This is a genomic window from Prevotella sp. P4-98, assembly GCF_002251405.1.
Taxonomy (GTDB): Bacteria; Bacteroidota; Bacteroidia; order Bacteroidales; family Bacteroidaceae; genus Prevotella.
In genome coordinates, this window is the sequence record NZ_NPJC01000051.1 from 172347 (window position 1) to 193917 (window position 21571).

Sequence of the window (21571 nt, forward strand, 5' to 3'; positions counted from 1 at the left end):
CCAAGCATACCGCAAATGAACAAATATCTTCTATCAGCCTTCCTATTGCTCGTCTTAGCGTGCTCCTCCACACCTCACGATGTGCAGGAGAGCAATCGTCTGCCTAAGATCTATCCCGACTATATTGACGTCACCATCCCTGTCGGTATCGCTCCCCTCAACTTTGCCATAGCCGATCCGCAGGTAACCACAGTTGACGTAGTGGTAAGAGGTGCCCATGGTGGAAAACTGCATGCCAATGGCAAGGATGCCGACTTCAACATCAAAGAATGGCATCAGTTGCTCACACAGAATAAGGGTGCAGACCTCTACGTGGAAGTATGTGCCGAACGTGACGGTAGGTGGACCCGTTATCGTGATTTCCGTATCCACGTCAGCAACCAGCCGCTCGATGAATGGGGACTAACCTACCGCCTCATCCCACCTAGCTATGCCATGTACAGCAAGATGGGAATCTACCAGCGCGACCTTTCCAATTTTGAAGAGACGCCTCTTATCGTCAACACAGCCATCCCCAACCAATGCGTCAACTGTCATACACCCAACCAAACCAATCCAGACCAATATGTCTTTCATGTACGTGGAGAACATGGAGCTACAGTCATTAGGAGAAATGGGAAAATTGAACTTTTGAAGGCAAAAAACGAACTGTTGGGTGGTTCGATGGTCTATCCCTATTGGCATCCGAAAGGGCGTTTCTGTGCCTTCTCCACCAACAAGACCTTACAGATGTTTCATGCTGCAGCTAAAAGCAAGCGCATCGAGGTCTATGATTCCGAATCGGACATCTTTGTCTATGACACTCAGAGACATTCCATCCTTCGCGACACACTGCTAATGAGAAAGGAATGGGCAGAGAACACGCCTGTGTTTTCTCCTGATGGCAAATGGTTATATTTTATCACAGCGCGTCGACAAAACTATCCTGCCGACTACAATAAAGAACGTTACAGCCTCTGTCGCATGGCTTTCGACAGTATGTCGGGACGTTTCGGAACGCAAGTAGATACACTCATCAACGCTAGGACAATGGGCAAAAGTGTCACATGGCCTCGTCCTTCCTATGACGGCCGCTATCTCCTATATACTCAGATTGACTATGGCTACTTCTCCGTATGGCATCCCGAAAGCGACCTCTGGATACTTAATCTGAAGACCATGCAGACCTATCCGCTCACAGCTGCTAACAGCAAGCGCACCGAGAGTCTTCATGCCTGGACAAAGAACAGCAAATGGTTTCTCTTCACCTCACGGCGCGACGACGGACTCTATACGCGTATCTACCTATCCTCCATCGACCGCCAAGGAAGAGCCACCAAACCTTTCATGCTTCCCCAACGTCATCCAAAAGAATATTATCGACTGTTGCTTTATTCCTATAACACGCCCGATTTCACCCTCCGTCCTGTAGATTCCGATGCTTTCAAGCTACAACACGATATCGAGAGTGAACACCGGATTTCAACACAAATCAATCAGTAGATTACCACATCGTATTATAGCAGAGGCTCTGACAGATAGCGTTGAAACATCATTCTATAGGCTGCTGCCTTCTTCTCAAAAGCCAAAGGATAGGCACGCGAAGAAGATGGCAGCCTATATAGTTCCACCTGCAGAGGGAGCATGATATGGCTATTGACCTTCGGCACATGGGCTATACCCATACGCTGGCATATGGTCTCAGCAGCTTTCTCGCCCGTCACCACAATAGCTTTCAGCATCGGCATCTGTGCCACAAGTGCCGCAACGTCAGTCTGCTCCACCACTTCAAGATACTTATCGCTGGCATTATCCTTCAACCGTCTCACAGCTGTTGCGGTATCAAAGAAACCGATGCCATACTTCTCGCAATGGCTGACAATATCATCCAATCGGAATGTCTTGCGCTTTTGATCCACAAAATGCTGTTTGTCACCATAGAACACCTCCCCCTCTATGCGCCAATGGTCGTTGATGAAGTTGGGATAATAGAAGTCCATACACCACCTTTTACGTTGGGGAGGAAAGCTGCCCAAGAATAATATTTCTCCCCGTTTCGGCAGAAAAGGTTTCAACGGATGCCACTCCACATTGTCATCCGTACTATCCATCCGCGCCAGATGTGCGCTATCAAGCCAAGAGTCTTCCTTTGCCATTCGTCTTTATTTTTATGCAAAGGTAGTACAAACCGAGCGAAATACAAAAGGAAACCGAGTTTTCCTTTTATTTCCAAGTTGTGGTCTATCTTGAACAAGTTAAGTAATAGTCACTTGTTAAACTTACTGGTTTTGAGTATGTAATCCCCACCCATCAAGGCAGGGCAGCAGAGAACGTACTCTTCTCATACCTTGTGCATGAGGGGGATGTGATACCAGGCAACTCTCACTTCGACACCACCAAGGGACATATTGAAGGACGTAGAGCAACGGCGCTCGACTGTACCGTGGACGATGCGAAGGACACGCAACTCGAAGTTCCCTTCAAGGGCAATGTCGATCCTAAGAAACTTGAGGCAGCACTTGAGCAAAACGGCGATAAAGTGCCATTTATCATTGTGACCATCACCAACAATACCGCAGGCGGTCAACCCGTATCCATGGAAAACCTAAGAGCAGTTCGTGCCATTGCCGACAAATACGGCAAACCGGTGCTATTCGACTCTGCTCGTTTTGCCGAAAACGCATACTTTATCAAAACGCGCGAAGAGGGTTATCAGGACAAGACCATCAAGGAAATTACAAAAGAAATGTTTGCACTCGCTGATGGAATGAGCATGAGTGCCAAGAAGGATGGTATCGTCAATATGGGTGGATTCATCGCCACAAGACGCCAAGACTGGTATGAAGGAGCCAAAGGCTTCTGTGTACAGTTTGAAGGTTATCTGACCTATGGTGGCATGAATGGTCGCGATATGAATGCTCTGGCAGTTGGTCTTGACGAGAACACAGAGTTTGACAATCTGCAAACTCGTATTCATCAGGTAGAATATCTGGCATCTTTGCTCGATGAGTATGGCATTCCTTATCAGCGTCCTGCCGGTGGACACGCTATTTTCGTTGATGCACCAAAGGTGCTTACCCACGTGCCGAAGGAAGAATTTCCGGCTCAGACACTCACGGTAGAACTCTATCTTGAAGCAGGTATTCGTGGGTGCGAGATTGGTTATCTGTTGGCAGACCGTGATCCTGTGACACGCGAAAATCGCTTCAACGGTCTTGACCTTCTGAGTCTTGCCATACCGCGCCGTGTATATACCGACAACCACATGGCTGTCATCGCAGCAGCTCTGAAGAATGTGTATGACCGCCGCCAGCATATTACCCACGGTGTGCATATTACATGGGAAGCACCTCTGATGCGCCATTTCACCGTGCAGCTTGAGAGAATCACAGACTAACCACTTAGCGTTCTCCTTGAGGCACAACTCAAACGAGGAGAACTTCGTTGACTTTCCACCACGTTCAGAAAGTTCAATCCTGCTCATTTGGCTTAACGAAAACAGAAGGCTGCCATTCCTCCATCAGGTTTGGCAGTTTCTCGTTGCGCCTTCGAAAGTTTCTCGTCATTTTCTCGATCTTCTTTCGTCCTTCTTTCGTTCTTCTCTCGTCCTTCTCTCGTTCGAAATTCGTCCGATCCTCGTTCGGTCCTCGTTCGGTCTTCGATAGACTAACGAATAAGCAACGAGAGACGAACGAGAGACGAACGAGGACCTAACGAGAACCCAACGAGAACCGAACGAGAAGCTATCGAGAACTGGTCGGGTGTAAATCGAAGAACCATGGTCCTTCTGTTGTAACCAATTTGAGGTGTTTAGAGTTGCATTTGTAAACATAATTGAGAATTTTTAATTGATAAGACTTGTGGTTTATTGCAAAGGCCTCATCCTTGTTTTGGAAATCAACCTTGGGTTCGCGTGCAAAGATACAATATCACACCCCCCGTTGTCAACCCCTTAGTCTGGATTTTAATTTTATTTAACTAATAATTTAGGTTTTTTAATATTATAGAGACAAAATTCCATCAAAAACCACACCTTTTAGATGGGAAACAACAGTTTATCAAGGTGTCGGATATTCCGTAGATCATAAAAAATCCGAGTAACTGGTTTGATCACAACAGGAGATGTGAAATTGGTACTAAATGCTGTATTTTTAGCGCATGGCGTTATCGCGACCAGCGATTGGCAATATCGCGACCAGCGATTGGCGTTATCTCTCCCAGCGATTGACGTTCTCTACAATAGAGAGCAATATTACCTGTTTTTCAATAGATGTCCATGACCTATCCTCCTGACATGGTGTGCTATCAAGTTTCAGCCTGAAAAACGTATCATCTATGCAATCCTCATCCCCCTCCACCCTAACCAACCATTAGGAGAAACGTATATTTTTTTCCTCTATTCCTCAGTCTTTTCATTCTCACAAAGACATCTTCATGTCACTCTCCACACCAAACAAGTATGCTTATATTGTTGTAGTTCGTAAAAACATGGTGTAAGGAAGGTACTACGATAAATGATAATTTAGAGGCGATGGCAAAGCAGCTCTACGACTATTGGTTTGTGCAGTTTGATTTCCCGAATGAGGAGGGCAAGCCGTATAAGTCGAGTGGCGGAGCTATGGTTTGGAATGAGAAATTGAAGCGTGAGATACCGCAAGGGTGGAACAATGGCGTATTATCTGATGTTGCCAACATCACGATGGGACAATCACCTGATGGCTCTTCTTACAATGAAGATGGTGAAGGCATTATTTTCTATCAAGGTAGTACAGATTTTGGACTTCGTTTTCCAGACATTCGACAATACACAACTTTGCCAAGCCGATACGCAAATAAGGGAGATATTCTTATGAGCGTAAGAGCACCAGTTGGAGCATTGAACATTGCAAATAATGATTGCTGTATTGGTCGTGGTCTTTCTGCCTTATCGTCAAAGATAGGGTCTATGACACATTTATACTATTTGATGAATGACTTTAGATTAAAATTTGAAGGAATGAACTCTGCTGGTACGACATTTGGGTCTATAACAAAGGATGAACTATTCTCTCTTCCTGTTGTCATTCCTACAAAGTCTGTTATTTCGGAGTTTGAGCAAGTTTGTGAGCCGATATTCGACAAACAAATGATAATCGGTGAAGAAATCAACGCTTTAACTAAGCTGCGAGACGAACTTCTACCCCTCTTAATGAACGGTCAAGCCACGGTAAATTATCATTTATCGGTACTATTTCTTTCTTCTCTTATATTATATAGGCACTAATACAAGTTTTATGACATGAAAGAAATAGTTATTCAAACCATTTTGAATGGTATGCGAGCGGTACTGACTGATATTCAGTTGGAATTGCTGACAGATGTGGCCCAAAGGGCATTATCTGAATGTGAGATTACACCAAAGGCAACAGAGGAAGAAAAACGCAACAAGGAAAACGCTGAACTTCTTGGTGCTTTTATATCCTCAAAGAAAGTGGAGGGTTGCTCAGACAAGACAATCCACTATTATAAGTCTTCCATTGAGAAGCTGATAGCGACTGTGAAGAAGAATGTGTGCGACATTGCCACTAATGACATTCGTCGCTATCTCGCTGAGCAACAGGAACAACGAGAACTTAGCAAGGTTACTATTGACAACTTGCGTCGTATTTATTCCAGTTTCTTCTCTTGGCTTGAAGATGAGGATTATATCACCAAAAGTCCTGTCCGCAGGATCCATAAGGTGCGCACGGATGCTTTGGTGAAAGAGGTGCTGACTGATGAGAATATCGAAGTGCTACGTGACAGTTGCCAGGAATTGCGTGACATTGCTATGATAGATTTGCTGCTTAGTACTGGTATGCGTGTAGGGGAGTTAGTAAAAATCAACCGTGACGACATTGACTTTCAAGAACGCCAGTGTGTAGTGTTTGGCAAGGGCAACAAAGAGCGTGAGGTTTATTTCAACGCAAGGACTAAAATTCACCTCAAAAAGTATTTGGAGCAACGCACAGACACAAATCCTGCATTGTTTGTGAGTCTGCATGAACCTCACACACGGCTAACCATTAGTGGCGTGGAAGTGCGTTTGCGTCAGCTTGGAAAGCGTGTAAACCTCAACAAGGTTCACCCTCACAAGTTCCGTAGGACATTAGCAACAATGGCTATTGACAAGGGTATGCCGATAGAGCAAGTGCAGAAGATGTTGGGACACGTAAAAATTGACACTACGCTGCATTATGCTATGGTAAATCAAGCCAATGTAAAGGCTGCACACCGCAAATTTCTTAATTAAGGTTTAGAAATGCATTATTCTGCTTGTTTATGAGTACCTTTGCGAGATAAATTCAAAAAGAAATACTTATGAAGTTAGCAGATATTATAGAAACTTTTATATCAGGCGACTGGGGTGAAGAAAAGGTTGCTGAAGATACCCCTAATTCAGTGTTTTGTATTAGGGGCGCAGACATAGTGCCTATAACTAACCATTGCTTTAATGGAATACCACAGCGTTTCGTTTGTGACAAGACAATAGAAAATAAAACGTTGAAGGCTGGCGATTTGATAATAGAGAAATCGGGCGGTAGCCCGACACAATCCACAGGACGCATTATATATGTGTCGGAAGATATGATAAAAGCCAAAGGTAATGTTGTCTGTTCTAACTTTTGTACAGCATTTCGTGTAAAGGCTGGTTGGAATCCTTTGTATGTGTATTACTTTTGGCAGAATGTATATAATCATGGTGCATTTTTCAATTTCGAGGGGAAGACTTCTGGCATCAAGAACTTACAGCTTGACAATGCCCTGTCTGCCATTGATATTGAATATCTACCTCTCGAAAAACAAAACCGAATAGTTGCCTCTTTAGCCTCTATTGATGAGAAAATCAAAGTCAATCGTCAGATAAATGATAATTTAGAGGCGATGGCAAAGCAACTCTACGACTATTGGTTTGTGCAGTTTGACTTCCCGAATGAGGAGGAAAAACCGTATAAATCAAGTGGCGGAGCTATGGTATGGAATGAGAAACTGAAACGTGAGATACCAAAAGGGTTAGATGCCCAAAAGATTGGAGATATAGAAAAGAATATCATAACAGGCAAGACTCCATCATGTGCAGATGAGGATAATTTCGGAGGAGATATACCTTTTGTGACGATTGACGATATTAGAGGCAATCTATTTGTTTTTGGGGCACAACGCACTCTTTCTACAAAAGGGGCAGATAGTCAAGAAAAGAAATACTTACCCATAGGAAGTCTTTCAGTTTCATGTATTGGAACTATTGGTGTTATGGGATTTGTTGCAAAATTAGCGCAGACGAACCAACAGATAAATTCAATTGTTTTTGAACATGAATATAACAAAGAATTTCTATATTTTGCTTTGAGGGTGTATTTTGAAAATGCAAAAGCTAAAACTGGGAATGTTTTTGCAAATATGAGCAAGGAAGAATTTGCGTCAATAATCGTGACTTATCCCCCAAAGCAAATCTTACAAGCTTTCCATAATAAAATTGCTCCAATATTCGATAGTATAAAGAATAATATAGAAGAAATAAATGTTCTCACTAAGCAGCGAGACGAACTCTTGCCATTGCTAATGAACGGTCAAACGTCGGTAAATTATCATTTATCTGCTTATTGAGTTCTATTTTACGGTCTAAGTCAGCCAGCAACTTTCCAATGGTATGTTGTTCCTCTATTGATGGCAGCAATACTGGTATATTGCTGATAGTATCATTGGAAAGTGTGTATCGCTGACCACTACCAGAAGCATTGTTTTCAAAATACTTCTGAATGTAGCGAGTATGCATAAAGGCATTCAAATATTTTCCGTCAACAATAGCCGGATTGGGGGTAATCAACGCACAATGATAGCCGAGAAGTACATCCTCGAAATCGTCTGCAATATAAGTGGCAACGCCTATATCATCTCTGGTTTCACTATCCTTTGTGATGGCAACCATGCCTTTGCCTATTGAGCATTTATCTATTTCTGCTTGTTTTGCAGAAGCAGTCATAAATACCTTCGCCTTTTCCTTGGTGACTGCCCAATTGTAATAGACGTCAACAAAGTTACACAGACGCACAAGTATTTCGCCGTCTTTTGTTTTTTTGTCAACACCGCTAATTTCAATTTTAGCGATGTCGGCAAGTTTGTATTTTTTCAATTTCATTTATTCCTATATATATTATGGTTGTTTCCAAAATGGAAATAACCATGTATTACTCTTTATCCGTTTTTTCTTTTAAGTCTTCAAGTTTTTTCTCTATTTCCTCAATCTGTGGTAATGCCGATGCTACATCAGCAAAGAGTTTTTCTGTTTCATATTGTGCAATTCCCATAGGTTGGGTAATGCCACGAAGCGAAAACTCAGCTTTCTTGTTGCTCTTGGTTCGGCAGAGAAGCAAGCCAATGGTAGGTTTGTCTTCTGGAGATTTTACAATGTCATCAACAGCAGAAATATAGAAGTTCAGTTTGCTAACGTACTCTGGTTTGAACTCCACGGCTTTCAATTCCACTACAACATAGCAATGCAGTTTGAGATGGTACATCAGCAAGTCGATATAATAATCATCCCCATCTACGGAAATATTGTATTGTCTGCCTATGTATGCAAAACCACGTCCCATCTCGAGGAGAAAATCAGTTATTTTGCTTGTCAAGGACTTTTCTATATCTAATTCATTTTGTAATGCCACCGTTCCAATGAACGAGAAATTATAAGGGTCTTTAAATATGTAACGAGCCAAGTCAGACTGAACAGGTGGCAAGGTCTGTTCAAAATTATTAATTGCATGCCCTTTAGCATGGATATATCCATTGTTTATTTGGAGGAGCATCACATCACGACTCCACCCATTCTGTGCTGTTTCTGTTATATAGTAGGCACGTTGTGCTTCGTCTTTTACTTTGGATAACAGTGAAATATGGTGATACCAAGATATTTGTGCTAGTGGCACTTGCACAAATTCCTTACCTTCACTCTCTAATTTTGCAAGTGTCACTTGCAAAATTGGCAGTTCCTTTAATTTTGCAAGTGACACTTGCAAAAATGGGAAATCAGGATATTGCATGGCGAAACTCTTCATATATCCAAGATTGCGCTTGGAATAGCCACGGTCATCCGGATAGCGAGAAATCAAATCTTTCGATAGTTGCTCTATAACCTGTTTGCCCCAACCTTCCTGTTCTTGTTTCTGTAGGATACTTTTCCCTATATTCCAATATAGAGACAATGTTCCCATATTGACACTGATAGCCGTTTTCAACTTTGCAGTGTCAATCAGCTGTTCAATGTCTTTACGCCATTGAATATAGCCAGTAGGCAGCAGTGTGTTGCTCTCTATTGTTATATTGTTCATTTTATTATTCCTTTCCTGCATTAGCATTGAAACCGATGCAGTCCAACTGTTTTATAATTTCTTCTTCCAAACGATGACTCTCTGTGAATTGTTGTGTAAGCGTAGTTTTATAATCGCTCATTCGCTTGTTGAACTCTTCTTCCGTAATATCCACATAGTCTATCTTGATATCAAAATACTGTCCGGCAGAGAGGCTATATCCCTTCTCTTTAATTTCATCGTAGGTCACATTGACAGAGAAGTCATCCACAGCTTCCTTATTTTGAAAAGTGCTGACTATCTGGTCTATCTCCTCGTCACGAAGACGAACTTTTTTCAATCCATTGCTATCTTTGTATTCCTCACCAAGTTTGCTGGCATCAATCAAAACCACCTTATCACTCTTCTTTGAGTCATCGAAGAAGAGTACAGAAACATTGGTTCCTGTGTTGGCAAAGACATTGCTTGGCATGGATACACAGCCATAAACTATCTTATTGTCAACGATATGCTTCAATATTTTGTTCTCAATACCACTTTTGGCGGTAATAAATCCTGTCGGAATAACAATAGCTCCCTTGCCTGAGTTTTTCTTCAAAGAATTGATAACATGCTGAATAAAGCAAGTATAGATTGCCATGCTTTCTTTTTTCTTTGCTGGTACTTTTGGTACTCCTGCCCAGAAACGGGCGGGAAAGGCGGCAATTTTTTCTCTTGTATCGCTGAAATCCATCTTGAATGGTGGATTGCTTACCACAAAGTCGAACTGACGAAGGCTTTGTCCGTCATCGCTTTTATGGTAAGGTGCAACGAGTGTATCGCCTTGAATGGCATGATCAAGTGAAGACACCAAGCCATTGAGTAGCAGGTTGAGCTTGAGCATCTTATTGCTTCGTTGAGAAATATCTTGTGCAAAAATAGTACAGCGGTCTTCACCGATTTGATGTGACAATGCCATCAGCAAAGTACCTGTACCTGCTGATGGGTCGTAACATTCCATATTATGGAGGTCGGCATGGTCGCCCACTAATAATCTGGCCATAATTGTAGCGATGGCATGAGGAGTGTAATATTCTGCATATTTTCCACCTCCTGCCGTATTGTAGTCTTTGATGAGATATTCAAAGATGTTGGCGAAGAAGTCGTAATGCTCTGAAAAAGCTTCCTCAAAAGAGAAATTGGCAAGTTTATCTACCATGGCACGTGCAAATGGTGCTCGTTGAACCACATCTGTCACATATTGGGTTAATGGCTCAAAGAGAGGTATCTTGGTATTTTGAGTAGTTTGTGTAGAGAAAATGGCAAGATTCTGCTCAGCAATATCACTCATCGTATTATCGAAGATAAAGTCAAAATCACCCTTTGCCTGTTGATTCCAAAGGTTGGCTATCAAATGCTCTGGCTTCAAACGTGGTAGATCTGGAGACAAGGAAGCCAACAACATCATGCGCTCCATATCACTCAATTCACTGTAAGCGGTTTCCCATTTCTCTGCTATCCGAATTTTCTCAGCATAACGGTTTTCCGAGTGTTTGATGGCATAACCAAACTTGTCATTCAAAAACTTATATAGGAATACCTGTGTGATAATTTTATACTCATTGCCATCGTTGCCCATTCCGTATGTCTTGCAGGTAGCTTTCAGGGCATCGATTAGCGCTACGGTTTTTTCTCTTATTGTCATATTTTTATATTAAATTACTTGAATATGTTCTATTATATTGATTAATGTATTGACGAGCTATTCTGGTTTGGATGAAAGTAAAATCGTCCATTTGTGGCTCTATGTTTGGATGATGATAGAGCGACTGAGCAATTTCTGTCATTACAGTCATCTCAAAATAGTCATCTTTCTTCAGGATGTCAGCACGGTCATAAACCTTTTGATCTATTTCTGATTTTATATCAGATAGTATCGCCACAATGTCATGGTCATAATAACTAAAGATGAATGGCTTATGCTCTTTCAATCTTCGTTGGTTTTCTTCGTGAATCCGTTTGTGAACATTGGCAAACTTCGTATCGCCATTGTATTTCTTCAGCAATCGGTTATTGCTTTCCTGTAATTTTACTAATCGTTCGATTATTTCATCCAGCTCTTTACTTTCTTGGTTGAACTTTGCGATACTGTCAACGACAAAGCCATGTTCCTTGAATCTTTGCATGAAGGCATCACGCAGAGTAATATATTCCGGATCGTCAGGATCTGTATTTTCTGTAAATTTATGAATCACTAAAGCCCACTTTTCTTGTAGTTCCTGTCCACCAGCTATCATTTTCATTTCTTCCTCTCCTATTTTAGCGAAGTTGAAGCGGATGTCTTGCATAGCTTCATTTACAAGTTGCTTGGTCTCATCAGAAACGGCAAAGGCTTCCTTTTGGTTGATGATATCAATGTGATGTTGCACTTCCTTTAGCATATCAGGGAGTTTGGTCAGCTCAACCTTACTGAAAGCATTCTTCAAGCTGTCATCACCAAATGTACGTACAATATTGGCACAATCCTTGGCTGAAACCAATGCTTTTTTCAAGTCGAGTAGCACTTGCTTATCTTCGATGGAAGATATCTCAGATGAGAACTCTTCTACATTGTTTGTCGTGTAATCAAACAATATTTGACGTACATCTTTCATCTGCCGAATCAGTTCATCAGGATCTTCTATGACCTGTGAGAATGTATCGGTGATGTGATTGCCATCTACTTCTTCAGGATTATTGAAGCGATTCAGCTCTCTGAGATAAGCCTCATTGGTTTCTTCAAAGTTTTGCTTGATATTAGCAAAGTCGATGACATACCCATAACGATTGCTCTTATATGGTCGATTAACACGTGTGAGAGCCTGTAAAAGGTTATGGTCACGGAGTTTGCGACCAAAATAAAGTCGCTTTAAGCGTGGTGCATCGAAACCTGTCAAGAGCATATTGAAGACGATAAGCAAGTCGATGCTCATGTTTTTCTTGAAATCCTTGATAATTTGCTTGCGAGTTTCTTTATCATCACTATCGTGCAAAATGAGTCCAACTTTTAGTGGACACGTCTTGTAACTTGGCAATGGTATGGCATTGGCAACCATCCACTCTTGTCCATCCATCTTGATTTGGATAGGCTTGGCATATCCAGTGTCAGACGTATTAGTAGATCCTCCATCAGAGAAGTTTTGAAATGCCTCATACAGTTTTCTTGCTTGTTCACTTGTCTCGCAAATGACCATACCAGCAAGTGTATCATCCCCTTGTATCTTGCGGAATTTTGTTAAGTCATCAGCTATGTAACGAGCTAATTCCCCTACATAGCTATCGTGTTCTATGATTTGAGAACGCTTAATATCCTTCTTTTGTACAAGGGTTTCCAACTTATCGTAAACCTCTGACAATCGTTCCTTATATGAGGTCTCTATGTCCTCACGGATAATCTTTAATGTATATCCGTCTGCAATAGAGCGATCATAATAATAAGTATGGAAGTAACGTTGGAAGACCACACTCGAAGCACAATCTTCCTTTAGCAGAGGAGTTCCTGTCAAGGCTATCTTGATGGAATTCGGGTCTGCATCAAAAAGATTAGCAAGGAAACAACCACCTGGTTTGTAACCACGATGTGCCTCGTCCATAATGAAAATACGCTGTAGGCTTGTAGCGTAAGCCGGAAGTTCAAACTTTTGTTTGTCTTCGGCAAAGCGTTGAATATTTACAACTGTTATCTCTTGCTGTCCACTGGTTCCTTCTTGTGCGTGGTTGTTGCGAAACTGAGCCATCAATTCCGCACGAGTATTGGCTGTTGAAACAATGAGTCCACGAGCCTCAAATTCTTGGGTGGCTTGTTCCAGCAAGTCTATTCTATCTACAATGAAATAGAATTTCGCTACCATATTATTCTTAGCATAATAGTCGGATAGAACATAGGTAAGATAAAAAGACAGAGCTGTTTTTCCACTACCTTGTGTATGCCAAACTACGCCAGAAGTAGCTCCTTCTGAGAGTTGTTGGCGAATAGCGAGTGCGGCAAACATCTGCTGGTAGCGCATGATGTGCTTTTGGTCAGTGCTTTCTATTTTTCCATCCACCTCTTTTTCCATTTTAACGTATGCTATGCCATACTTGATGATAAAGAGCAATCGCTCAGGACTACACATGGAGGTAAGTATTCGATTCGTTGGGGTATTGATGCCAAGGTTGGTTTGATACTCTGGTGTATGATGAATGACTTGACAATTGAAGTCTGCCAAGATTTGTCTTTCTTCTTCTTGTTTGATTTCCTTATATGGATAATTGGCATTATAAGGTGCTATTGGGAGATTGGAAGGATTTTCCTCACGAAAGCAATTGAAGGGCGCATTTTCTCTTGCGGCAGTGCAGTAGAAAGCCCCTTGAATAGGAACTATTCCCCCCATCGTGTCATACTCCATATTATTGGAGAATATCATCAACTGTGTGATGTTGATAAAACTACGATACTTTTTGTTGGGGAAACGCTCTTGATTCATTCGTTTACTTTCAGCTACAATTCCCCCATGATTATTCGGTTTTTTCACCTCTACGAAGCAAAGAGGTAAGCCGTTGACAAACAAAGTGATATCTGGACGAAATTCATCTTGTCCATTTTTACAAGTAAATTCAGCTGTAAAATGAAAGGTGTTATTCTGAGGATTTTCAAAGTCTATCAATCTAACGGGAGATACTGCATGTAACCTTTTATAGAAAGACTTGCCGAGGTCATCATTCTTTAATTCTTGGCGAATGGAGCGCAAAGTCCTCTCAAACCCATCTTTCTTTGCTGATGAATTCAATTTAAAAAACTGTTTCTTGAAAACCTCTATCAAGATATTTGTGTCAGGGTCATAAACTGTCCCTGCCATATCCTCGCTTATCTTTCCAAAATAAGAATAACCTAATCGAGTTAAGTGAACCATTGCTGGCATCTGAACTCTTGTTGCTTCGTTAAATTTACTCATTGCTTCTTCTTTATTTAATCGAAGTTGATAATTTCACTTACGCTGACATCTAACAACTCTGAAATCTTTTTCAAAGTCATTAAATCTGGCTGTATAGTGTTGGTACACCATTTTGAAACAGTTGTTTGATTTACTCCCAACTGTTCTGCAAGCCATTTGTTGGTCTTTTTCTTTTTAACTAAGACCAATTTTAGCTGGTTTAAATCTTCCATCACGTTCAATTTATTGCTTTAGATACAAATTTAGTGATTTATTTTTATAACTATGTACCTATAGGGTAATCTTTAACATGATATAACAAAGGAAGGTAGAGTTGTCGCAAAAAAATAGTATGAAAATATGTAATACGAAGCATTGCTTTAGGCAACCTCTAGGGAAATTACGAAGGTAGAAAGATTATCAAACATCCCCCAAAAGCAAAAATCCCAATCGCTTGGAATAAGCAATTGGGATTGATTCTGTGCGCCTGACAGGACTCGAACCTGCACGTCGGAAACACTAGATCCTAAGTCTAGCGCGTCTACCAATTCCGCCACAGGCGCATTTCGGCTGCAAAATTAGTAAAAAAGACGCGAACTGCAAAAGGAATATCCGTTTTTCTTTTCATTTGTGCATGATATTGGTATGGAATACACTTTATACAGGAAAGGGAAACGCATGACACGCAAAGGGAATACACATTATACCAAAAACAGAGGAATGAATCAAACCCAAATCGGCATGGTGACCAACTTGGGTTTAATTCATATCATGGATAGAGGCAGAGACGGATGCCGCTGCCATACAGACGGTCTGTCTCTACCATTGGTTTCTACCGTCAATATTCCATCGAGAACGATATGCCACGACGCATCATGTCATTAGCCAATGGACGCATGCGCTGGAGGAACGACTCCCATGAGCGGTTTTCCTGCTGACTCCATCCAGCCTCTGCCAATGCTATGGCACGGGGGTAAGCCTGATAATAGATGCGCTCAGGTGTTGTGATACATTCACTCCAAAGCGTTCCAGCCACACCAAACAAGTTGTTCTCTTCAAACTTCTTATCGTGTCCCCATGCAGGATCAAGGCTATAAGTATCCTTGAGTGTAGTCGTCGGCATACCCCAGTTGACTTCAGGCATATCGCCCTTGGCCATTGGATAGTCGAAATAGCAATGTTCTCCTGGACATAGCATGATGCGAGCATTGTTTTCCACAGCAGCTTGAAGCGCCTTATCGGTCAGTCCATAGGTCATGCTGCGGCAACACGCCGTTACAGGAATATGATGGTCAGTCCTGCCATCACGATACTTACCATCGACATGAGCTTGATAAGAATATTGAGCGAGGGGCCAGAGGTATCCTTGAATGGGTCGCCCACGGTATCGCCAACAATGGTTGCCTTGTGGTTCTCACTGCCCTTTCCGTCGAAATGGCCCTCTTCTATCATCTTCTTGGCATTATCCCATGCACCACCAGAGTTAGACATAAACACGGCAAGGGTGAAACCAGCAGCAAGTCCGCCAGTGAGCAGACCGAGCACACCAGCCACACCAAGCACAAGACCCACCACGATGGGGATAACGATGGCAAGCAGCGAAGGAATGATCATCTCGCGCTGGGCACCACGTGTGCTTATCTCCACACAGCAACCATAGTCGGGTGTGGCTTTGCCTTCAAGTATTCCTTTGATTTCTCGGAATTGCCGGCGCACCTCCTGCACCATCGATTCTGCAGCACGACCTACGGCACCCATGGTCAATCCGCAGAACAGGAAGGCAGCCATTGCTCCGAGGAAAGCACCTACCAGGACCTTCGGATTGATGAGATTCACTTGGAAGAAATTGATGAAGTCTATGGTCGTTGCATTCGTTGGGTCGAACACATTTCCTGCTGTATCAAAATACTGTTTGCCGTTTTCCACGGCACGTATCATGGCAATCTTGATTTCCTCGATATAGGAAGCAAGTAGAGCGAGAGCCGTAAGGGCAGCCGATCCGATGGCAAAGCCCTTGCCTGTAGCAGCAGTAGTATTGCCAAGGGCATCAAGGGCATCGGTGCGCTCACGCACTTCTTCACCCAGTCCGCTCATCTCAGCATTGCCGCCGGCATTGTCGGCAATGGGGCCATAGGCATCGGTGGCAAGGGTGATGCCGAGCGTTGACAGCATGCCCACGGCTGCAATACCTATACCGTAAAGACCGATACTGATAGACTTTGCCGAGAGCGACATATCGAAACCGTTGGCACAGAGATAGCTCAGCATGATAGCCACCGATATGGTGACTACGGGTATCATCGTAGAGATCATTCCTGTACCTATTCCTTTAATAATAACGGTGGCTGGTCCTGTCTGCGATGCCTCTGCTATCTTTTGTGTCGGTCGATAACTTTGTGAGGTGTAATATTCCGTTGCCTGACCGATTACCACACCTGCCACAAGACCGCTGATAACGGAGAAACTGAGTCCTAACCAGTTTTCTATACCCAGCAGATAGAGTATCACAAAGGTGGCTACGGCAATGAGTCCGGCGCTGACATTGGTGCCAAGCCCCAGCGAGTGGAGCAGTTCTTTCATCGACGCTCCCTCTTTGGTGCGCACCAAGAATATGCCGATAAGCGACAGGAATATTCCTATGGCGGCTATCACCATCGGGGCAATGACTGCGCGCAACTGCATATCGCCATTCATGGCAAAGGCTGTAGCGCCCAAAGCGGCGGTTGACAGTATCGAACCGCAATAGCTCTCGTAGAGGTCGGCACCCATTCCGGCAACATCGCCCACATTGTCGCCCACATTGTCGGCAATGGTGGCTGGATTGCGTGGGTCATCTTCTGGGATATTGGCTTCTACCTTGCCCACGAGGTCGGCACCCACATCGGCAGCCTTGGTGTATATTCCTCCACCCACACGGGCAAAGAGTGCTTGGGTGGAAGCGCCCATGCCAAAGGTCAACATGGTGGTTGTGATGGTGATGAGTGCAGTATTTTCGCCTTCATAAACGGCATTGAGTACAACAAACCAAATGGCGATATCGAGCAGTCCAAGACCTACCACAACGAGTCCCATCACCGCACCACTGCGGAATGCTATCCGCAATCCTTTGTCCAGTCCGGTGCGCGCTCCGTTAGCGGTACGGGCTGATGCATAGGTGGCGGTTTTCATACCGAAGAAACCTGCCAGTCCGGAGAACAGACCGCCGGTGAGAAATGCAAAGGGTACCCATGGATTTTGCACTTTCAGTACGTACGCCATGAAAGCAAATACGATGGCAAGCACTATAAAGACGATAGTCACTACCTTATACTGTTGTTTCAGATAAGCCATTGCACCTTTTCTCACATGTGCTGCAATTTCTTTCATTCGCTCTGTACCTTCATCTTCCTTCATCATGGTGCGGAAGAAATACCATGCCATTCCTAATGCAACAATACTGGCAATCGGAATCAGCCAAAACACTAATGGAATGTTGTTCATAACAATATAGTTTTTAGATTAATAATTATATACGGCAGTCATCGTTAGGAAAACGATACTGCAAATTTACGAAATATATCGATACGAAAAAGCAAAATCCATTATTTTTTTCGACCCAAACAAATTTATTTTCCATTGCGCACACATCTCTATTCTGGATCACCATTTCCTCGCGCACACGCACACGCGAGTCTCAACTTTTTCGACCACCGACCACCATTTCTGCATATCATTCGTCTTTTCAATAACTTACACGCGGTGGTCGATTCCAAAAAAACATGGTTTTCGACCACCATTCGACCACCCTCCAAACACCATGCCCAATCTGCTGTTGCAACCATAAAAGCTGCGAAACCACAATAGAGTCCAATATAGGCTTGGTATTTTCAAATGCTCGACAACACCCTTATCATACATTCGACAACACTATTGCACAATATTTGACATCACTCTTTTCTGATATTTGAAACAACTTGTTTCCAACGTTGAAAAGACCCTTGTCTAACGTTTGACAGCACCCTTATCCAACGTTTGACAACACTTTTATCTAACGTTTGACAATACTTTTATCTAACGTTGGATAACACCTTTGTCAAACGTTGGATAACACCTTTACCAAACGTTGGATAATAACTTTGTCAGCCGTTTGAAAATGCCTGATAATAATTTATATTTACTTCGTGTAAATATCAACAATGATTATCTGGAAAATCATGTGTGGTCGAAGTGTGGTCGAAAATACGGGTTCGAAGCAATCGACCACAGCAACAAATCACTATCTTACAATACATTACACTATACCTGTGGTCGTGTGGTCGAAATTTTTAGAAAACAAAAATTTCATGGATTCCAAGTACGGAAACCGTATCGTCTATCAAGACGATAGTTATCTCTATAATTACATTTCTTTAAAAGGGACAGCTCTATAATCAGATTCTTAATTGTACCGAATTCGATACTATTAAAACTATGCGTTACAGATAACAATATAACAGTTTTCAAAAAGTAAACTGGGCATTTTCTGTTTCACAGAATTATCTTCAACAAGGATTCAGCCAAAGAAAATAATGATAAAGCAAGATTTTTATGTCAACATCTTCGCCTCTCTCATTTAATTTTTATATATTTGCATGCAATATAACCCGCAACATTCCCAACACATCAAAACGTATGGTAACATATCTCATCATTATTGCTGTGGTAGCTGTCATCATGGTGGCAGTAGGCTTCGCATTAGGCAACAAAAGCAAAGGTAACGGACAAAACAATACCGAACTGATTGACAATCTACACGCACAACTGACTGACTTGACCAGGAAAATACAAGCACAAGAAAGCACCATTGCCAATCAACAGAATCAAATCATAACACTTACATCGGAGCGCGATGTGCAGAAAACTCACGCTGAGAATTTCTGTGCACAGTTGACTTTACAGAAAACTGACTTCGAAAAACAGATGAGCGCCCTAAAGGAAAATACCCAACAAACTATCAATACCGAAAGGGATCGCAATGTCAAAAGGGAAAGCGAACTGAAAGAAACGTTTGAGAAACAACTCGCCGACTTCAAGGCTTCTTACGAAACACAGATTGCAGAACTGAAGACCTCGCACGAGAAACAACTGGAACAAACCAAAGAGGGTGCCGAAAAACAAATAGAAGCGCTGAAGCAAATGAACCGCGAACAGATTGACAGTCAGATAAAACTCATCAAAGAGCAGATGCAGACCACATCGGAAGAAGTGCTCAAGCGCAGACAGGAAGAGTTGGGAGAGAGAAACAAAGAACAGGTGTCGAAGATTATCGACCCGTTGCAACAGAGCCTGAAGGATATGCAGGAGGCTTTCGATAAATCGAAGGAACAACAAAACGAAGCACTCACCCGACTCGACGAGACCATCAAAATCAATATGCAGAAGAGTGCACAACTGGGAGAAACTGCCGACCGACTGACCAGAGCTCTTACCGGTGAGGTGAAAGTGCAGGGCAACTTCGGCGAATTGAAACTGAAACAACTCCTTGAAGACCTTGAACTGAAAGAGGGTGAACAGTTTGACACGCAGGAAACACTACGCGACAAAGCAGGAAAAACGGCAAAAGGCGAAGACGGAAAGGGACTGATACCCGACTTCATTCTGCATTTCCCCAACAACCGCCATGTGGTGGTCGATTCAAAAATGTCGCTGACAGACTATGAGCGATATATGAATGCAGAAGACGGCACAACCGAGAAGTCAGATTATCTTAAAGCACACATCGCCAGCGTAAGAGCACAGGTGAAGCGACTTGCAAAAAAGGAATATACCAAATATCTGCCAAGCGGATACAACAGACTCAATTTCGCCATTATGTATGTGCCGATAGAAGGGGCACTCAATCTGGCTCTACTCAACGACAACTCGCTATGGCGCGAAGCCTACGACGAGGGAGTCTTGATACTCGGTCCGCAGACCATGTATATGAACTTGCGCGTATTGGAGATGATGTGGACACAGGTGCGACAACTCCAAAACCAGCAGGACATGATGAATGCTGCCAATACCGTGATAGACCGTGTGCAGGACTTTGGCATTCGTTTCATGGAGGTGGAATCGAGCATGAACGATACCATCAAGAAGATTTCCAAACTGAAAATTACCACCGCCGACAGCGGACCAAGCATCATCACAGCTGCCAAAAATCTGATTAAGGCAGGTGCCAAAGAGAATAAAAAGAAGAAGTCGCTCAACGACATGAACGACTCCTTATTTATAGAAACAGATGCTACAGCGATGCTCCATGACGAGAGCGAAAGCTGATTTCACTTTCCTTTGATCACATTTCGTGCGGTTTCGATAATGGTATCGACACCACGACGCGTATCTGCATCATCGAGATGGAGGGAGATGTCGGGCTCGATGCCAAACTCTGTCTGACGCTTCTGACTGTCGTACATGGGGCAGGCTGAATAGCGAACCATCCATCCATTAGGCAGACTATTGCTCATCGGCATGCCAGAACCGCCACCAGTACGATAACCTACCAGAGTGACATTTGGGAGCGCATGCATCATCGATGCAAACTCGTTGGCAGCGCTAAACACCCCACGGTTGACAAGAACACATACCGGTTTGCGCCAACGCAGCCTGCTGGAGGGTTCGAGATACTGAGCTTTGAGTTCGCTGAAATCATTATGTCCCGTACCTGTCTTGTGTTGCATATATCCCACCAACGTCTTCTCATCGACGAAGCGGGAAGCCAAGCGCTCGGCATTGGTCAGTTCGCCACCGCCATTGCTACGGATGTCGATAATAAGTCCTCGACAAAGTAGGAAATAAGACAATACCTCATCGAGGTTGCCCTCTCCTATTGCATCGGCAAACGACTCATAGCGCACATAGCCGATATTGTCGTCGAGCACCCGATATTTCATGCCGCTGGCAATTTTATAGTCTGTACGGAGATAAATGCGTTCGAGCGAATCACTATAATCTGAGGCATAGTCTTCCTTCCATGCCCAATAGCGCCCGTAATCATAACTGGCACCAAGGTTGACGTGTCCGTCGCGAAGTTCCGACAGCATATCGGTCATCACTTCAAAGAGCTGACGATCGGTCATGCGGTCGCTGACGCGTTCCTTGTATTTGACATAGACCTCCTGCCAATCGAGTCCATACTGCTGTTGCTTATAGTCGAAGAAGCAGTAATGCTGATCGATGATACGCCAAAGTGCCTCAAAATTGCCGGTTGGCGTATTGGGTTGTTCGTCTTCGTCGATACAAGAAGTGAACATCGTGACCATGAATATGGCGCACAACATCAGGGCGACGGTATGCAAACGGTTCAGCGTCTGCATGAAGCCAAATGGGCAAAGC

Annotated in this window: 13 protein-coding genes, 1 tRNA gene and 2 pseudogenes; 6 read left to right on the plus strand and 10 right to left on the minus strand. The window is 43.1% G+C overall.

Features of this window, described 5'->3' with window-relative positions; translation table 11 throughout:
* Positions 1–15: 15 nt before the first annotated feature.
* Positions 16–1482, plus strand: a complete 1467-nt coding sequence (locus tag CIK96_RS07875; RefSeq protein ID WP_094440253.1) for a PD40 domain-containing protein — start codon at positions 16–18, stop codon at positions 1480–1482.
* 14 nt (positions 1483–1496) lie between these two features.
* On the opposite strand, the gene CIK96_RS07880 is transcribed toward CIK96_RS07875, so the two are convergent.
* On the minus strand, positions 1497–2090 hold the full coding sequence (locus tag CIK96_RS07880) for a uracil-DNA glycosylase family protein (protein WP_094440271.1): 594 nt from the start codon (positions 2088–2090) through the stop codon (positions 1497–1499).
* A 158-nt stretch (positions 2091–2248) separates the two neighbouring features.
* Between CIK96_RS07880 and CIK96_RS07885 the strand changes: the two are divergent.
* The 4 genes and pseudogenes from CIK96_RS07885 to CIK96_RS07900 form a co-directional block, all read left to right on the plus strand.
* Positions 2249–3376: pseudogene (locus tag CIK96_RS07885) on the plus strand (tryptophanase); the annotation flags it as partial.
* Positions 3377–4489: 1113 nt separating this feature from the next.
* A pseudogene (locus tag CIK96_RS07890) lies at positions 4490–5242 on the plus strand (restriction endonuclease subunit S); the annotation flags it as partial.
* Positions 5243–5257: 15 nt separating this feature from the next.
* Positions 5258–6250 (plus strand): site-specific tyrosine recombinase/integron integrase, encoded by a 993-nt coding sequence (gene xerA / locus CIK96_RS07895; protein ID WP_094440254.1) that lies wholly within the window; start codon positions 5258–5260, stop codon positions 6248–6250.
* A 68-nt stretch (positions 6251–6318) separates the two neighbouring features.
* Positions 6319–7605, plus strand: coding sequence for a restriction endonuclease subunit S (locus CIK96_RS07900; RefSeq protein ID WP_094440255.1), 1287 nt, complete (start codon positions 6319–6321; stop codon positions 7603–7605).
* Here the strand turns inward: CIK96_RS07900 and CIK96_RS07905 are convergent.
* The 8 genes from CIK96_RS07905 to CIK96_RS07940 all read right to left on the minus strand — a co-directional run bounded on the left by CIK96_RS07905 (position 7529) and on the right by CIK96_RS07940 (position 17716).
* A complete protein-coding gene (locus CIK96_RS07905) occupies positions 7529–8137 on the minus strand; it encodes a restriction endonuclease subunit S (RefSeq protein ID WP_094440256.1) in 609 nt (202 codons plus the stop codon). The two genes, CIK96_RS07900 and CIK96_RS07905, sit on opposite strands and share 77 nt — an antisense overlap.
* A gap of 49 nt (positions 8138–8186) precedes the next feature.
* Positions 8187–9326 carry a YhcG family protein gene (locus CIK96_RS07910; RefSeq protein ID WP_094440257.1) on the minus strand — a complete coding sequence of 380 codons (1140 nt, stop codon included), beginning with the start codon at positions 9324–9326 and terminating at the stop codon, positions 8187–8189.
* 4 nt (positions 9327–9330) lie between these two features.
* A complete protein-coding gene (locus CIK96_RS07915; protein WP_094440258.1) occupies positions 9331–10989 on the minus strand; it encodes an N-6 DNA methylase in 1659 nt (552 codons plus the stop codon).
* Between the two features lie 4 nt (positions 10990–10993).
* The gene (locus tag CIK96_RS07920; protein ID WP_094440259.1) at positions 10994–14257 is read right to left on the minus strand and encodes a type I restriction endonuclease subunit R; all 3264 of its coding nucleotides are present in this window, start codon (positions 14255–14257) and stop codon (positions 10994–10996) included.
* A 14-nt stretch (positions 14258–14271) separates the two neighbouring features.
* On the minus strand, positions 14272–14469 hold the full coding sequence (locus CIK96_RS07925) for a helix-turn-helix transcriptional regulator (protein ID WP_094440260.1): 198 nt from the start codon (positions 14467–14469) through the stop codon (positions 14272–14274).
* 249 nt (positions 14470–14718) lie between these two features.
* Positions 14719–14799 (minus strand) — tRNA-Leu (locus tag CIK96_RS07930).
* A gap of 275 nt (positions 14800–15074) precedes the next feature.
* Positions 15075–15494: a family 20 glycosylhydrolase gene (locus CIK96_RS07935; protein WP_371327176.1), complete on the minus strand. Its 420-nt coding sequence runs from the start codon at positions 15492–15494 to the stop codon at positions 15075–15077.
* A 17-nt stretch (positions 15495–15511) separates the two neighbouring features.
* Positions 15512–17716, minus strand: a complete 2205-nt coding sequence (locus CIK96_RS07940) for a sodium-translocating pyrophosphatase (protein ID WP_094440261.1) — start codon at positions 17714–17716, stop codon at positions 15512–15514.
* Between the two features lie 1170 nt (positions 17717–18886).
* Here CIK96_RS07940 and rmuC point away from each other — a divergent pair.
* Positions 18887–20515 carry a DNA recombination protein RmuC gene (rmuC, locus tag CIK96_RS07945; RefSeq protein ID WP_094435945.1) on the plus strand — a complete coding sequence of 543 codons (1629 nt, stop codon included), beginning with the start codon at positions 18887–18889 and terminating at the stop codon, positions 20513–20515.
* A gap of 2 nt (positions 20516–20517) precedes the next feature.
* On the opposite strand, the gene CIK96_RS07950 is transcribed toward rmuC, so the two are convergent.
* Positions 20518–21552 carry a S41 family peptidase gene (locus CIK96_RS07950; RefSeq protein WP_094440262.1) on the minus strand — a complete coding sequence of 345 codons (1035 nt, stop codon included), beginning with the start codon at positions 21550–21552 and terminating at the stop codon, positions 20518–20520.
* Positions 21553–21571 lie beyond the last annotated feature (19 nt).

What these genes read in the sequence shown, in the direction of transcription:
- CIK96_RS07875 (WP_094440253.1), top strand. Translation starts at nt 16, where the DNA reads ATGAACAAATATCTTCTATCAGCCTTCCTATTGCTCGTCTTAGCGTGC.
- CIK96_RS07880 (WP_094440271.1), bottom strand. Translation starts at nt 2,090, where the DNA reads ATGGATAGTACGGATGACAATGTGGAGTGGCATCCGTTGAAACCTTTT.
- xerA (WP_094440254.1), top strand. Translation starts at nt 5,258, where the DNA reads ATGAAAGAAATAGTTATTCAAACCATTTTGAATGGTATGCGAGCGGTA.
- CIK96_RS07900 (WP_094440255.1), top strand. Translation starts at nt 6,319, where the DNA reads ATGAAGTTAGCAGATATTATAGAAACTTTTATATCAGGCGACTGGGGT.
- CIK96_RS07905 (WP_094440256.1), bottom strand. Translation starts at nt 8,137, where the DNA reads ATGAAATTGAAAAAATACAAACTTGCCGACATCGCTAAAATTGAAATT.
- CIK96_RS07910 (WP_094440257.1), bottom strand. Translation starts at nt 9,326, where the DNA reads ATGAACAATATAACAATAGAGAGCAACACACTGCTGCCTACTGGCTAT.
- CIK96_RS07915 (WP_094440258.1), bottom strand. Translation starts at nt 10,989, where the DNA reads ATGACAATAAGAGAAAAAACCGTAGCGCTAATCGATGCCCTGAAAGCT.
- CIK96_RS07920 (WP_094440259.1), bottom strand. Translation starts at nt 14,257, where the DNA reads ATGAGTAAATTTAACGAAGCAACAAGAGTTCAGATGCCAGCAATGGTT.
- CIK96_RS07925 (WP_094440260.1), bottom strand. Translation starts at nt 14,469, where the DNA reads ATGGAAGATTTAAACCAGCTAAAATTGGTCTTAGTTAAAAAGAAAAAG.
- CIK96_RS07935 (WP_371327176.1), bottom strand. Translation starts at nt 15,494, where the DNA reads ATGACCTATGGACTGACCGATAAGGCGCTTCAAGCTGCTGTGGAAAAC.
- CIK96_RS07940 (WP_094440261.1), bottom strand. Translation starts at nt 17,716, where the DNA reads ATGAACAACATTCCATTAGTGTTTTGGCTGATTCCGATTGCCAGTATT.
- rmuC (WP_094435945.1), top strand. Translation starts at nt 18,887, where the DNA reads ATGGTAACATATCTCATCATTATTGCTGTGGTAGCTGTCATCATGGTG.
- CIK96_RS07950 (WP_094440262.1), bottom strand. Translation starts at nt 21,552, where the DNA reads ATGCAGACGCTGAACCGTTTGCATACCGTCGCCCTGATGTTGTGCGCC.